The sequence below is a fragment of the Shewanella algidipiscicola genome (assembly GCF_003605125.1).
In the GTDB taxonomy this organism is placed as follows: domain Bacteria; phylum Pseudomonadota; class Gammaproteobacteria; order Enterobacterales; family Shewanellaceae; genus Shewanella; species Shewanella algidipiscicola.
In genome coordinates, this window is sequence record NZ_QPQT01000006.1 from 220,707 (window position 1) to 236,220 (window position 15,514).

The following is a 15,514-nucleotide window of genomic DNA, read 5'->3' on the forward strand; positions in this document are numbered from 1 at the left end:
TAACAGTCGCAATTGAAGGAGAATAACAGTGACAACCTTACTTTGGATTTTAGTGATGCTCTTTACGTTAGGCGCATTAGCCTACCTAAGAGTTTCTCTGCTCACCTCAAGCATCATTGCCGCCATTGTCATGGCAGTCGGTACCGCTACAGATGCCATCGCCATGCTGTCTTGGCTCGTCTTCTTTGCGATTGTGCTTCCGCTTAATATCGCTGCTTTTAGAAAAAGCGTCATCACCCGCCCCCTGCTTAAGATGTACAAAGGCATCATGCCTGAAATGTCTTCAACAGAAAAAGAAGCCATCGAAGCAGGTACAACTTGGTGGGAAGCGGATCTTTTTGCCGGTAAACCCAACTGGAAAAAATTACACAACTATCCGGTTGCTCGCCTAACCGCTGAAGAACAAGCCTTTCTTGATGGCCCAGTTGAAGAAGTCTGTAAGATGCTCAACCAACATCAAGTGTCTCATCAACTCGCAGACCTTCCCCCTGAGATCTGGCAATACTTAAAAGATCACGGTTTTTTTGCCATGATCATCAAGAAAAAGTACGGCGGACTCGAATATTCAGCCTATGCGCAATCACGCGTATTACAAAAGCTGGCTGGCGTATCCAGCGAACTGGCTTCCACTGTTGGTGTGCCTAACTCATTAGGCCCTGGTGAATTATTACAACACTATGGTACTGCCGAGCAGCAAAACCACTATTTGCCTCGTCTGGCAAAGGGATTAGAAGTCCCCTGTTTTGCATTAACCAGCCCTGAAGCTGGCAGTGATGCTGGTGCAATTCCTGACTTTGGTGTGGTCTGTAAAGGGCAATGGCAAGGTGAAGAAGTGCTAGGTATGAAACTGACCTGGAACAAGCGTTATATTACCCTAGCTCCAGTTGCGACCGTTTTAGGCCTTGCCTTTAAGCTGCAAGATCCCGATAAATTACTCGGCGATAAAGAACATTTAGGTATCACCTGCGCCCTTATCCCTACAGATGTGCCTGGAGTTGAAACGGGTCGTCGCCATTTCCCACTTAACTGTATGTTCCAAAATGGTCCAACCCGAGGCAACGAAGTGTTCGTTCCCTTAAGCTTTATTATCGGCGGGCCAGAAATGGCAGGTCAAGGCTGGCGCATGCTGGTTGAATGTTTGTCTGTAGGCCGCGGCATTACCTTGCCGTCAAACTCTGCCGGTGGCGTAAAAACCGCCGCTGTGGCGACAGGAGCTTATGCGCGTATTCGCCGTCAATTTAAGTTACCGATTGGTAAGCTTGAAGGGATTGAAGAGCCAATGGCACGCATCGGCGGCAATGCCTATTTAATGGATGCGGTAACAACCTTAACCACAACCGCTATTGATTTAGGCGAAAAACCTTCGGTAATTTCTGCCATCGTTAAGTACCACTTGACTGACAGAATGCAAAAATGCGTTATCGATGCCATGGACATCCACGGCGGTAAAGGCGTGTGTTTAGGTGAAGGTAACTACCTAGGTCGCGGCTATCAAGCGGCACCTATCGCCATTACGGTTGAAGGGGCAAATATCTTAACCCGCTCGATGATCATCTACGGTCAAGGAGCTATTCGTTGCCATCCTTATGTATTGGCTGAAATGGAATCAGCATTTGATCCTGATGCAAACAAAGCACTAAACGATTTTGATTCGGCGTTATTTGGCCATATCGGCTTTACGATTAGTAACTTGGTGCGCAGCTTCTGGTTAGGTTTAACCTCAAGCCGATTCTCAAACAGTCCCTATAACGATAAAACCAAGCGTTACTACCAACAGATGAACCGCTTTAGCGCTAACTTGGCTTTATTGTCTGACTTAGCGATGGCGACATTGGGTGGGGGGCTTAAGCGTAAAGAGCGTATCTCTGCTCGCCTAGGGGATTTGTTGAGCCAGCTTTATTTAGCGTCAGCAACACTGAAACGCTATCAAGATGAAGGCCGCCAGAGCGAAGATTTAGTCTTAGTGCAATGGGCCGTTGAAGATTCATTGTACAAACTACAAGACTCGCTTGACGATCTATTAGACAACTTCCCTATGGGTTTAGGTCGCATATTACGCGTCATTATCTTCCCATTTGGTCGTCCACTTAAGCGTCCAAGTGATGTACTGGACCATAAAGTAGCTAAGATCATGCAAACACCTTGTGCCAGTCGTGATCGTTTAGGTAAAGGTCAATTTTGGACACCATCTGAGTTCAATGCTGTAGGCATTCAAGAGCAGACCTTTAAAGATATTCTAGCTTGTGAGCCGCTACACGATAAAATTTGTAAGGCATCGGGTAAGCGTCATCCTTTCATGTGGTTAGATAAGCTAGCCGCCGAAGGAAAAGCCTTAGGTATTCTCAGTGACGATGAGGTTGCTTTACTTGAACGCGCTGAAATTGGCCGGATGAAATCAATCAATGTCGATGATTTTGATCCTGCCGAGTTAAAAGCCCAGGTTGTCGCGTCAGCAGCCCAACATCAAGCCGCATAAATCGCTCTAGAAACGATTAACAGCAAAAAGCCCAAACGTGAGTTTGGGCTTTTTTGTTATTTATGTTTCACCCTAATTAAGTTGTTTGTTTGGCAACATAATTTATGCTAGTGCGACAAAGAAATCACATTGTAGGCATCTTAAGCATTTGAGTTATAAAAGATTGATTATTTGATGGCTAAGCGCCCAAATGGTTAAAGACTTAGGCTAAGCTTATCACTTACAACCTCAGCATCTCTTTGACAAACGGGATAGTCAATTTACGTTGATGAACTAACGACGCTTTATCTAATCTATCAAGCACATCAAATAAGGTACGTAAATCACGAGCTAGGCGGTTCAGTAAGAAACGACCGACATCTTCAGGCAACTGTAAACCACGCATCGCCGCTCGGCGTTGTAATGCCGCTAGCTTTTCATCATCAGCCATTGGCTGAACTTGGTAAGTCAAGCCCCACTGCATTCTAGAGATTAAATCGGGTAACACAAAGCCGCTATCGACGGCAGAGGCACTGGCACTGACCACCAATTTGCAATTTTTCTGCTCGGCTACACGGTTATACAGATCAAATAGACTCTCTTCCCATAAAGGGTGGCCGGCTATTGCATCAATATCGTCAATACAGACAAGGTCAACCTGCTCTAATCCTTCTAACAATTCGGTTGAGATACTGGCATGGATCCCCAATGGCAAATAGAAACTGTTGCGATTAAGTTCATTAGCACGGGCACAAGTCGCATGCATCAAATGGGTACGACCCGATTTTACCGGCCCCCATAGATAAACGGCCTTCTCCGCACTTCCATCAGCACAGTCTTGTAAACTTTGAATTAATTGATCGTTTCCGGCCGCAGGATAATAACTGTTAAACGTTTCATCATCAGGCAAATAAACGGGTAACGACAACTGTAATGGGGAATGGGATGCCACTAATTAAATCTCGATATCATTTGTTTGGTAAAAGAAAGGTTCCAAACATAATGGAACCCAGCTTACATTAATGACCAAGCCAAATATAGTTAATGGTCTCACTCTGTGATGGTGCTAACGGATCAGCACCGCCTACTGGCATAGGCGTTAACACAGACTGCGGTTTAATTCTTGATTCTAAACTGAGTAGACGGATAAGATCTTCTTTAGTACCAAATAGCGCTAAAGTAAACTGGGCTGCCCCGCCTTGTAAACGTGTTAACGAAACCTGTTTTACCGCACTGAGTTGAGTAAGATAGTTTTCAATATCAACCAGCTGTTTACGTTCAGTAATATCGATAAAAGTAAGTTGAGTACTGAGTGCTGCACCGCTGTCGGCAACCGCGTACTGGCTCACATAGTATTCGCTTATCGTTAAAAAAATCTGATTAAGAGCACTATCAATATCGGCAACCACTCCGGCGTCTTGTACCAATGGATTAAACAAAACACCGCTTTGAGTGCTTGGATACAATACCATCGAGTAATGAAATTGATTGTCTGCGGTAGGTTCAATCGAACTCATTATAAAATAATCAGTATTATAACGAGCAGATGCGTTAGCGATTGCATCGACAAATAAGCCTCGCACATCGCTGATGCTGACATTCATCGCATCATCAAGATCCATCATTGGCAACAAAACCGGCAGTCCACGAGCCTGAGCTAACTCATCGATATACGCTCGATTCTCTGACGTTGATGAGTCATTCAAAATGGCGCGTTGACCATCTTGCTGCAAGCTTAACCAGATGAGAGTGAGTGGACGCTGGCTTCCCCATACAGGCAACTGAGCATCACGAAGTAATTGGATTATTTTCTGATGATCGAAAGTCGCACGTAAATATTGCTGACCGTCGGTTTCTTGATACCCAAACTGACGAATAAGTGCGGTAGGATTGTTAAGTGCAGCAACAATACTCGGCGCTGATAAGGCACTTTTATTGCCGGTATTTTTAAGGATCACATTGTGTAATGCTTGTGCTAGGGCGTTATTTTTCGTTTTCGTGGTACGGTCTGCTACCTTGACAATACTCATATCAAGTTCAGTCACTTCTGCCGCAACGGCCATATGTGCAACCATCAAGATGATGGTGGTAAACAAACCATAGGTAAGACGCTTAAACATCTATATCAATACTTTAACCAAATACAATGGCTGCAGTGTAACACAGTTTGTGCGGTTCTTGCCTGCATCCCCCCTAACCCGAGGTGATTTTTTATTAATTTTTTTTAACCCAAAGCAAAATAATGTGACCGTAACTAATGCAAATGAAATGACTAAACGTTAAAATCGTTCGGTTTACCTAAAAAAAGAGAATGAAAATGAATCGTTTAGCAATTCCATTACAAGGCGCCCAGATGTTATTTGTCGCCTTCGGTGCACTGGTATTAATGCCGCTATTAACTGGCCTTGATACTAATGTCGCTTTATTTACAGCAGGCTTGGGCACCCTGTTGTTTCAACTCGTCACCCGACGACAAATCCCTATCTTCCTCGCTTCCTCTTTCGCTTTTATTGCGCCGATTCTTTATGGCGTACAAACGTGGGGGATCCCATCGACCATGGGCGGACTCATGGCGGCCGGTTGTGTTTACTTGATTCTGGCAAGTCTTGTCAAAGTACGTGGTGATGGTTTTATCAAGCGTTTATTGCCGCCAGTGGTCGTTGGGCCGGTCATCATTGTGATTGGCCTAGGATTGGCTCCTGTTGCGGTCAATATGGCTTTAGGTAAAAGCGGCGATGGTAGCCTAGTTTTGGTTGATGGCAGCGTAGCATTGATGATCTCGTTAGCATCGTTACTGTCTACCATCGCGGTAGCCATATTTGCCAAAGGCGTTGCCAAATTAATGCCGATTTTAGCTGGGATCATTGTGGGTTATTCTCTCAGTTTAGCCATGGGTATTGTTGATTTCACCCCAGTACACAACGCCAACTGGTTTGCTATCCCAAGCTTCGTTGCCCCCGAGTTTAACTGGCACGCCATCGCCTTTATGATCCCTGTGGCAATCGCCCCCGCGGTTGAACATATCGGAGATATTTTAGCGATTTCAAACGTTACTGGTAAAGATTACATGAAAAAGCCCGGCCTACATCGCACCTTAAGTGGTGACGGCATTGCCACCATCGCAGCATCTGCACTTGGTGGTCCACCAAATACGACATATTCAGAAGTCACGGGGGCGGTAACGCTTACCAAAAGTTTTAACCCCCGCATCATGACATGGACTGCCATCACCGCAATCACCTTAGCTTTTGTAGGTAAACTGGGAGCACTGATGCAAACGATCCCCATTCCAGTGATGGGCGGTATTATGTGTTTATTATTTGGTTCTATTGCGGCAGTTGGGCTTAACTCGCTTATCAAAAATCAGGTCGACATGGGCGAGCCGAGAAACCTGTGCATCGTAGGTGTTACTTTGGTCTTTGGTATTGGTGGCATGGCCTTTGGTATTGGGTCATTTAGCCTAACCGGTATTAGCCTATGTGGTATTGTCGCCATTACCATGAACTTATTACTGCCAGCGACTAAGCCAGAAGCAGCGCTTACCGAGTAACGCATCTACTAGACTAAAATTAAACATAAAAAAAGCCCTTCAATCGAAGGGCTTTTTTATTTAGTAGATGCCTAAGTTAACTATGATTTACTTAACGCCATATATCGCGTTTTAGCTAACAGCACTCGAGTAATGAGCAGACTTATGCGTCTTGGGCAGGGTATTTTGCCGCAGTTTCATTAATCAAAGTTTGCAACTCACCTTTTTGATACATTTCAGTCAAAATATCACAGCCACCGATAAGTTCGCCTTCAACCCATAACTGCGGGAAAGTAGGCCAATTCGCATACTTTGGCAGTTCTGCGCGGATATCGGGATGCTGTAAAATATCAACGTACGCAAATTGTGCACCGCAATTAATCATAAGCTGTGCCACCTGAGATGAAAATCCACAGCTAGGTAACTTAGGTGAACCTTTCATGTAAACGATGATTGGGTTTTCAGCAATCTGCTGTTTGATTTTTTCTACAGTTTCATTTGTTTGCATCTTCTTTCCTAAATATTGCAGCAAAGCTACTTAAACAATTTTGCCTATTGTACGTCAGGATGGCTAAGAACAAAAACCTACTTTTACCAAGGTTATTGCATAGAATAATTTAACGATTGAATTAATCGGTAAAATCAGCCAAACAATGATTCACATCACAATTTTATCAGGTAGAATGGCTAGCTGTGAGCAAACAGAAAAAAGACAATTGAATGTCAATGGAGAAAAAACATGGCTTTTGAATTACCAGCACTTCCTTATGCAAAAGACGCATTAGAGCCCCATATTTCCCAAGAAACGATTGAATACCATTATGGCAAGCATCACAACACTTATGTTGTGAAGCTAAACGGCCTAATTGAAGGTACTGAACTTGCCGAGAAAAGCCTAGAAGAGATCATCAAGACCTCTACTGGTGGTATTTTCAATAATGCGGCTCAAGTTTGGAACCACACTTTCTATTGGAACTGCCTATCGCCAAATGGCGGCGGCGCTGCCACTGGTGATATCGCAGCTGCTATAGATTCAGCCTTCGGCTCTTTCGATGCATTCAAAGCACAATTTACTGATTCTGCAGTGAACAACTTTGGTAGTGCATGGACTTGGTTAGTTAAAAAAGCTGATGGCTCTTTAGCTATTGTCAATACCAGCAATGCAGCGACACCATTAACAGAAGATGGTGTAACACCATTACTGACTGTTGATGTGTGGGAACACGCTTATTATATTGATTACCGTAATGTGCGCCCTGACTATCTTGCTCATTTCTGGGAGCTTGTGAACTGGGAATTTGTTAACAGCAACTTTGCTGCTTAATCAATAGTGTCACAATAAAAAGGAGCCTTAATGGCTCCTTTTTTGTTTTTAATCTAAGGACTTTTAAACAAATCATCGTCAGCCACATATGCAACAATTGCATTTGCAATGTTTTGTTATTGTTTTCATTATACTTTTTGCTACCCAACTCACATTTCCCGTCTATCATTAGGAATAGGTAACTGAAAATTCAGTTGCCCCTTAAGATCTATTGCTAGCTTCAGGGGGTGGGAAATGGGCATATTCGAGCATTATCAACAGCGCTATGAAAAGAAATTAGATGAAGAATATTCGCTACAAGAATTTTTAGCCATTTGCAAAGACGATCGTATTGCGTATGCATCGGCAGCCGAACGCCTGCTTATTGCAATCGGTGAGCCTGAGGTTATCGATACCTCAAAAGATTCAATTTTAAGCCGTATCTTTTCCAACCGTTTAATCTCCCGCTATCCTGCGTTTAAAGATTTTTTCGGTATGGAGGAGGCGATAGAACAGATAGTGGCCTATCTAAAACACTCGGCACAAGGTCTTGAAGAATCTAAACAGATCTTATATTTACTTGGGCCTGTAGGTGGTGGTAAATCATCCCTAGCAGAAAAGCTCAAATCATTAATGCAGCATGTACCTATTTACGTACTCAGTGCTAATGGAGTGCGTAGCCCAGTCAATGACCACCCATTTTGCTTATTCAACCCTGATGAAGATGCCGAGCTGCTCAAGAGCGAATATGACATTCCGGGGCGCTACCTCAAAACCATTATGTCGCCATGGGCCGTCAAGCGCCTCCATGAATTCGGCGGTGATATCTCACAATTTAAGGTGGTTAAAGTCTATCCTAACATTTTAGATCAGCTGGCCATTGCCAAAACAGAACCCGGCGATGAGAACAATCAGGATATCTCCTCACTCGTGGGTAAAGTCGATATTCGCCAACTCGAACATTTTGCCCAACACGATGCCGATGCTTACTCCTACTCGGGTGCACTGTGTCGAGCCAATCAAGGGTTGATGGAGTTCGTTGAGATGTTTAAAGCCCCTATAAAGGTGCTACATCCACTACTAACCGCTACCCAGGAAGGTAACTACAATGGTACTGAAGGGCTTTCAGCCCTGCCCTTCAACGGTATCATTTTAGCGCACTCCAACGAGTCAGAATGGACCACCTTTAGAAACAATAAAACTAACGAAGCGTTTTTAGACCGCGTCTATATTGTTAAAGTCCCCTACTGTCTGCGGGTGTCTGAAGAGATTCAAATCTATAAAAAATTGCTATTCAACTCTGAGTTATCACAAGCCCCATGTGCTCCCTATACTTTGGAGCTACTGGCTCAATTTAGCGTATTGTCACGTATTAAAACACCTGATAACTCATCGATATACTCAAAAATGAGAGTCTATGATGGTGAGAGCTTAAAGGATACAGATCCCAAAGCTAAATCTTATCAGGAATACCGCGATTACGCTGGTGTCGACGAGGGTATGCAAGGATTATCGACCCGCTTCGCCTTTAAGATTCTCTCTAAAGTATTTAACTTCGATCACAGTGAAATTGCCGCCAATCCGGTGCACCTATTTTATGTGCTCGAGCGACAAATCGAACAAGAGCAATTTCCTAACGAAACGGCAGAACGATACCTAGAGTTCTTAAAAGGCTACTTAACCCCTAAATATGTTGAATTTATTGGTAAAGAAATTCAAACGGCCTATTTAGAGTCCTATTCAGAATATGGTCAAAATATTTTCGACCGTTACGTCACCTATGCGGATTTTTGGATCCAAGATCAAGAATATAGAGACCCAGAAACCGGGCAACTGTTTGACCGAGCCGCCCTTAATGCTGAGCTCGAAAAGATTGAGAAACCAGCGGGGATCAGTAATCCAAAAGATTTTCGCAATGAGATTGTGAATTTTGTATTACGAGCCAGAGCTAACAATGAAGGCTCTAACCCACTATGGACCAGCTATGAAAAGCTGCGCACTGTTATTGAAAAGAAAATGTTCTCCAATACTGAAGATCTGTTACCGGTTATCTCTTTTAATGCCAAAACATCGACCGACGATCAGCGTAAACACGATGATTTCGTTAATCGAATGATGGAGAAAGGCTATACCAAGAAGCAAGTAAGACTGTTATCAGAATGGTATCTGCGCGTGCGTAAATCATCTTGATAATATTAGGTGGGGAGATCTCTCCCCACGCGTTGTTTGGAGGTGCGCATGGCTAATTTTATTGACAGGCGATTGAATGCTAAGGGAAAAAGCACAGTCAATCGGCAACGATTTATCAATCGTTATAAGCAACAAATTAAAAAAGCGGTCAGCGATGCTGTGACCAAGCGCAGTGTTACCGATATAGACAAAGGCGAAGAAATTGCTATCCCTACTCGAGATATTAGCGAGCCCACTTTTCATCAAGGCCGTGGTGGTGTAAAAGAGCGGGTCCACCCGGGTAACGACCAATTTGCTCGAGGAGATAAAATTGAACGCCCGCCCAAAGGACAAGGTCAAGGCGGAGGACAAGGTGATGCATCTGACTCGGGGGAAGGACAAGATGATTTTGTGTTTCAAATATCTAAAGATGAATATTTGGAGTTGTTGTTTGAAGATCTTGAACTGCCGAACTTACAAAATAATCGCCTCAATAAACTGGTAGAGTACCAAACCTATCGTGCGGGCTTCACTAATGATGGCGTACCAGCCAATATCAATATAGTACGTTCACTGCGTTCCTCATTGGCACGGCGCATTGCCATGTCATCATCAAAAAAAGCCCTGTTAACCGAGCTTCAAGCAGAGTTAGAAGCGTTGGAGCAAACACCGGGTTCTGAAGCTGAAAAGATCATTAACTTACAGCAGCAAATTGCCGAATTAGAGGCCCAAATTGCCCGAGTGCCGTTTATCGATACCTTCGATTTACGCTTCAACAACTATGCAAAACGTGAAGTACCCTCAAGTCAGGCGGTGATGTTTTGTTTAATGGACGTATCAGGCTCCATGGACCAAGCCACCAAGGATATGGCAAAGCGTTTCTACATTTTACTCTACCTGTTTCTCACTCGAACCTATAAAAACCTAGACGTAGTCTATATTCGGCATCACACCCAAGCCAAAGAGGTAGACGAGCATGAATTTTTTTATTCACAAGAAACTGGAGGTACTATAGTGTCCAGTGCACTTAAATTAATGCACGACATTCAACAACAACGTTATCCTGAAAATGAATGGAACATCTATGCTGCTCAAGCATCGGATGGCGACAATTGGGCCGATGATTCACCAGCCTGTCGTCATATATTAGAAAAAAAACTACTCCCCGTTGTGCGCTACTTCAGCTACATCGAAATTACCAATCGCGCCCACCAAACTTTATGGCGTGAGTATGAAGCGTTGCAAACAACTCACGATAATATTGCAGTTCAGCACATTAGACAAGCTGAAGATATCTACCCAGTGTTTAGAGAACTGTTTAAGAAACAAGCGGTTTAAGGGGGCGATTATGAATTCAAAACGCAGCAAGAGATTAGATGATGGCCCCGATTGGACATTCGATTTGTTGCAATCGTATCTAACGGAAATCGAACGGGTCGCGGCTCATTATCGACTCGACACCTACCCTAACCAAATTGAAGTGATCACCGCCGAACAGATGATGGATGCCTACGCTGGTATCGGCATGCCTATCGGTTATACTCACTGGTCATTTGGTAAAAAATTTATCGAAACTGAACAAGGTTACAAACGTGGACAAATGGGATTGGCGTATGAAATCGTTATCAATTCCGATCCTTGTATCGCTTATTTAATGGAAGAAAACACCATCACCATGCAAGCCTTAGTGATGGCCCATGCTAATTTTGGCCATAACAGCTTCTTCAAAGGTAACTATCTGTTTAAAACCTGGACCGATGCCAGTTCCATCATAGATTATTTAGTTTTTGCAAAGAATTATATCCGCGAATGTGAAGAGCGTTACGGCACCGAGCAGGTTGAGCTCATCATCGACTCCTGCCATGCCTTGATGAACTATGGCGTTGATCGCTATAAACGACCTAGCGAGATCTCATTAAAAGAAGAAAAGGTTCGCCAAAAAGAACGTGAGGAATACCTACAAAGCCAAGTCAATGACTTATGGCGAACCATTCCATTAATGCCCGCCGCTGACAAAACGCAATCAGACAATCATTTCCCCGCCGAGCCTCAAGAAAACATTCTCTATTTCATTGAGAAAAATGCCCCCTTGCTAGAGTCTTGGCAGCGTGAGATTGTCCGTATCGTCAGAAAAATGAGTCAATATTTTTATCCACAGAAACAAACCCAAGTCATGAATGAAGGCTGGGCGACCTTCTGGCACTACACCATTTTGAATCACCTCTATGACGACAATCTCGTCAGCGATCGCTTTATGATGGAGTTTTTAAAAAACCACACTAACGTTATCGCGCAGCCCAGTTATAACAGTCCTTATTACAGCGGCATCAATCCTTATGCGCTGGGTTTTAATATGTTTGTGGATATACGGCGTATTTGTGAGTCACCAACCGAAGAAGATAAACGTTGGTTCCCTGAAATAGCGGGGAGTAATTGGCTCGATACCCTACACTTTGCAATGCAAAACTTTAAAGATGAAAGTTTTATCAGTCAGTACCTATCACCAAATATCATTCGCCAATTTAAACTGTTTAGTATTCTCGATAACGACCAAAAAAACTACCTTCATGTCTCAGCCATTCATGATGACCAAGGCTACCATGACATCCGACAAATGTTGTCACAGCAATATAACTTGTCCAATATTGAACCCAATATTCAGGTACAAAATGTCGCGATATCAGGCGATCGTTCCTTAGTGCTAAGGTACATTCCCATCAACCGAATTCCTTTGGGTGATAGCTGTAAAGAGGTCGTTAAACATCTACACCGTTTATGGGGATTTTCAGTGACATTAGAAGAACTAACAGAACAAGGTGACACAAGGATCATCGTAACTTGCCCTGACAAACAGGCAGAGTTAGATCAAATATAAGCAATTTCAGCCATAAAAAAAGCGCCAAATAGGCGCTTTTTCTTATTCAATCTCACATTAAGCGAAAGTGAAATCCACGTGCTCGATAAGAGGCTTAAACGCGTGACGTTGCATAGCTTGAACACGAACCTTAACTTCTTTACCATCTAAAACGATAGTGATGTCAGAAGTATAGAAATCAGCATTCGCTTGAATGTTGATGATATCTTTGTGTTCGAATTCAATAGAAACAGGTTCTTTACCCGCACCATAGATAACAGCAGGAACTTTACCAGCATGACGTAGGCGGCGGCTCGAACCTTTCCCTATTTCAGTACGGGCTTGTGCGGTAATTGCGTAAGACATAATTTACTCACTTAATATAATAAAGTTTTAGGTGATCATCGCTTTCGACCAACGATGACCTCATTTAAAGCGAGCGAATACTAGCATACCCCAGACTACGACACAAACACTTGTTAAGCCCCTTGGTATTACCAAGTTCTTACCGGTCCAGTATCCACATGTACAAAACCAGAATTAGGGTAAAAGCCCACACCACCTAACTTTAAAGACACCGCCGCATCACGCAAATCTTTCAAGTTAACATCAGGAACCGCAATATCCATTGCCATTCCCTTCATGTGGTAACTCTTCTTTGCTACACCATTACTCTTTTGCGCGAGCATGTGATTAGTTTTCGGTGAACGATAACCTGAAATGACATGATATTCATGCTGATCATCAATATTTAACGTCTGTTTAAGCAAATAAAGTAGATCGAATAATCGCTTATCCATTGGAGCCACTTCATTTTGCCTATGATCTCGCAAAATATGATTAAAATCTGTGAGAGTATTATCCTGATAACTCCCATCAATCCAATAGCTTCCTTGCCCCTTTTCCCCTGTATGTCTGTTATAAAAGCTCAAGCTACGTACGCCTTTAGTGGAACGACTCGCTTTTACTTTAGGAGACACCATCGAAAACATTGCTACACCACCTAGGCCTAACAACAACTGCCTACGTGAAGGACACACTATTGACATTAATACCACCGTTCATTATTTACACAAAAACAGCGCACAAATTAAACGATTTTAATGGTGAGATCAAGCTAATGTTTTTTCTACAGCCCTTTATTCATCAGGGTTTGGGGAGTTATAGGCCTGTAGTTCCGCAATGATATTTTGATTTTTCTTATATATATCATCTCTAAACTGGGCAATATTGTGCTCATCAAGCCAAGAGGTCCAATAAACAAGATGAACAGGTAATTTATCATCGAAGGCGAACCATTGCGTTTTTGTTCGCTCAATTTGCATGTCAACCCAGGTCTGTTTATCACGCACTAAGTTAGATGCTATCCAGTTAGCCAACTGTTCGACTTTTTCAACACGAATACAACCTGAAGATAACGCCCTATCGCTGCGCGCAAAAAGGGCTTTATCCTGAGTATCATGTAAATAGACGCTATATTGATTTGGAAAATACAACTTATAGCGACCTAAGGTGTTATTAACACCTGGCTTTTGCACTAAACGATAAGGGAAATGCCCTCTAGCAAGATCTCGCCACTCTTCATCGCTTTTTACCACTAATTCCTCAGAATAATTAAACGCTTCAAAATTATGTTGATTAATATAGCCACCATCTTGGCGAACTTTAGGCAGTAGATCGTATTTGAGTAAACGCCTTGGCACTCGCCAGCTGGGATTGATAACTAAATTGCTTATCTCCCCCTGTATAACGGGTGTAGGCCGATAAGGCTTACCCACAATCACCTTAGAGTGCAGTACGGTTTGATTATCATCTACCAAAACTAAATCATAAGCCGGAATATTGATCAGCAGATACCGCTTACCTATCTTGCTCATATATTTTGCGCGATTAACAAAATTGACTGCCAGCAACCTAGCACGATTTATCGGTGTTACATTGAGCCATCGCAGCGTTGCAGGTCCAATAATGGCATCGGGATTGAGCCCATGACGCTCTTGGAAAGTTAATATTGCGCGGCGTAAATTGTCATCGTAAACGTCGTTGGATTGATAAGACTCAGAATGATTGACCGGCGTGGATGGTGTTGATGTTGATGTTGATGTTGGTGCAGAACTTAACAAACCACGGTATTCTGACCCCACCTTACCTGTCTGTGTATTTTGACTTTCCTTACCTTCACTCATGTCTTGCATGGCATGGTCTTGGGTAACATTGCCCTTATCGATATCTTGCTCATCATAATCACCTAACCATCTTAGACGATCAACAATGGCACTAATATCAGGGTGGCTATCACCAGGTTTTAACCACCCATTGGGTTCTATCCTTGTCCAGGGCTGCACCTTCGCTAACCACAACAGATAGCGAATACGGTTGTTTACAGGCAAAAAACCTTCAACATTTGGCTCAAGCGCTAACACGGCGGTATAGGGATCGTCATCATTAACCAAATAGGGGGCGATAGCGGTGATGCCATTATGCTGCCAAAATTGCGCGACTGAATCTTTTACCTGATAAAAATCATCAACAGATAAAGGTTCATTTGCCGTTAATATCCGCTGATATCGCAAGAAGCGTTCATTCGACTCAATTAGAGAGATCAACTGCACTTGCTGTAACAACGCTGAAGTTGCGGCTTCCATTCTGGTCTCAGAGACAGCTGTAGACATCCCCCACAGCAAGACAATTACCGTAACTATACTTCGCATCATAATCCCTCCTCGAGTAATTATGGCGCAAATGCACGCGAGTAATGGCACACATAAAGACAGATTTTGTATAAGCTAACCGTTTATCCAAACTAAATCGCTAAATAACCTGATACTGAAATAAAGTTGACCAACATAGTTTCTCGATACCTTAACCCATTAGCATCATTAGCATCAGTATTTTACTATCTGCTTCACTGTGTGATTATGATGCTATAGGGTGTGGACGGAGACTAAAGACGATTTAATTAGCTTGTGCATAATAATCGATTAAGGTTTGCGGACAAGCTCACAGGCAATGGCAGATCTGAGACATATCAATAAACAACAGAAACAAAAAGGCCTCAACTAAGTTGAGGCCTTTTTGTCATCTTAAGATGGTACCCGTGGCCAGACTTGAACTGGCACGCTTATTCAGCGAGGGATTTTAAATCCCTTGTGTCTACCGATTCCACCACACGGGCAATGTGTGCGTTTTATCGCTATTGCGCTA

12 protein-coding genes and 1 tRNA gene are annotated in these 15,514 nt (G+C 43.1%); 6 read left to right on the forward strand and 7 right to left on the reverse strand.

The window, feature by feature from the left end; genetic code table 11:
* Positions 1–28: 28 nt before the first annotated feature.
* Positions 29–2,476 carry an acyl-CoA dehydrogenase FadE gene (gene fadE, locus DVO77_RS08530; protein ID WP_119978016.1) on the forward strand — a complete coding sequence of 816 codons (2,448 nt, stop codon included), beginning with the start codon at positions 29–31 and terminating at the stop codon, positions 2,474–2,476.
* A 220-nt stretch (positions 2,477–2,696) separates the two neighbouring features.
* Here the strand turns inward: fadE and hda are convergent, their stop codons facing one another.
* Together hda and DVO77_RS08540 are read right to left on the reverse strand one after the other, a co-directional pair.
* Complete coding sequence (gene hda, locus DVO77_RS08535) at positions 2,697–3,407, reverse strand: DnaA inactivator Hda (RefSeq protein WP_110458946.1); 711 nt, start codon at positions 3,405–3,407, stop codon at positions 2,697–2,699.
* A 67-nt stretch (positions 3,408–3,474) separates the two neighbouring features.
* Entirely contained in the window at positions 3,475–4,575 is a 1,101-nt protein-coding gene (locus tag DVO77_RS08540) for a DUF2066 domain-containing protein (protein ID WP_119978017.1), read from the reverse strand.
* Positions 4,576–4,772: 197 nt separating this feature from the next.
* On the opposite strand from DVO77_RS08540, the gene DVO77_RS08545 reads away from it, so the two are divergent.
* On the forward strand, positions 4,773–6,005 hold the full coding sequence (locus tag DVO77_RS08545) for a uracil-xanthine permease family protein (RefSeq protein ID WP_119978018.1): 1,233 nt from the start codon (positions 4,773–4,775) through the stop codon (positions 6,003–6,005).
* 142 nt (positions 6,006–6,147) lie between these two features.
* Here the strand turns inward: DVO77_RS08545 and DVO77_RS08550 are convergent, their stop codons facing one another.
* Positions 6,148–6,492 (reverse strand): Grx4 family monothiol glutaredoxin, encoded by a 345-nt coding sequence (locus DVO77_RS08550; RefSeq protein ID WP_110458943.1) that lies wholly within the window; start codon positions 6,490–6,492, stop codon positions 6,148–6,150.
* Positions 6,493–6,723: 231 nt separating this feature from the next.
* Between DVO77_RS08550 and sodB the strand changes: the two genes are divergently transcribed.
* From sodB to DVO77_RS08570, 4 genes are all read left to right on the forward strand, one after another.
* Positions 6,724–7,308 carry a superoxide dismutase [Fe] gene (sodB, locus tag DVO77_RS08555; RefSeq protein WP_119978019.1) on the forward strand — a complete coding sequence of 195 codons (585 nt, stop codon included), beginning with the start codon at positions 6,724–6,726 and terminating at the stop codon, positions 7,306–7,308.
* Between the two features lie 234 nt (positions 7,309–7,542).
* Positions 7,543–9,477: a PrkA family serine protein kinase gene (locus tag DVO77_RS08560; RefSeq protein ID WP_119978020.1), complete on the forward strand. Its 1,935-nt coding sequence runs from the start codon at positions 7,543–7,545 to the stop codon at positions 9,475–9,477.
* A 48-nt stretch (positions 9,478–9,525) separates the two neighbouring features.
* Positions 9,526–10,794 (forward strand): YeaH/YhbH family protein, encoded by a 1,269-nt coding sequence (locus DVO77_RS08565; RefSeq protein ID WP_119978021.1) that lies wholly within the window; start codon positions 9,526–9,528, stop codon positions 10,792–10,794.
* A gap of 10 nt (positions 10,795–10,804) precedes the next feature.
* Entirely contained in the window at positions 10,805–12,331 is a 1,527-nt protein-coding gene (locus tag DVO77_RS08570; protein ID WP_119978022.1) for a SpoVR family protein, read from the forward strand.
* A 57-nt stretch (positions 12,332–12,388) separates the two neighbouring features.
* On the opposite strand, the gene rplY is transcribed toward DVO77_RS08570, so the two are convergent.
* The 4 genes from rplY to DVO77_RS08590 all read right to left on the reverse strand — a co-directional run bounded on the left by rplY (position 12,389) and on the right by DVO77_RS08590 (position 15,485).
* Positions 12,389–12,676: a 50S ribosomal protein L25 gene (gene rplY, locus DVO77_RS08575; protein ID WP_110458937.1), complete on the reverse strand. Its 288-nt coding sequence runs from the start codon at positions 12,674–12,676 to the stop codon at positions 12,389–12,391.
* A gap of 128 nt (positions 12,677–12,804) precedes the next feature.
* On the reverse strand, positions 12,805–13,359 hold the full coding sequence (mepK, locus tag DVO77_RS08580) for a peptidoglycan L,D-endopeptidase MepK (RefSeq protein ID WP_110458936.1): 555 nt from the start codon (positions 13,357–13,359) through the stop codon (positions 12,805–12,807).
* Between the two features lie 90 nt (positions 13,360–13,449).
* Positions 13,450–15,024 carry a L,D-transpeptidase family protein gene (locus DVO77_RS08585; protein WP_249038136.1) on the reverse strand — a complete coding sequence of 525 codons (1,575 nt, stop codon included), beginning with the start codon at positions 15,022–15,024 and terminating at the stop codon, positions 13,450–13,452.
* A gap of 375 nt (positions 15,025–15,399) precedes the next feature.
* Positions 15,400–15,485 (reverse strand) — tRNA-Leu (locus DVO77_RS08590).
* Positions 15,486–15,514: the final 29 nt, after the last annotated feature.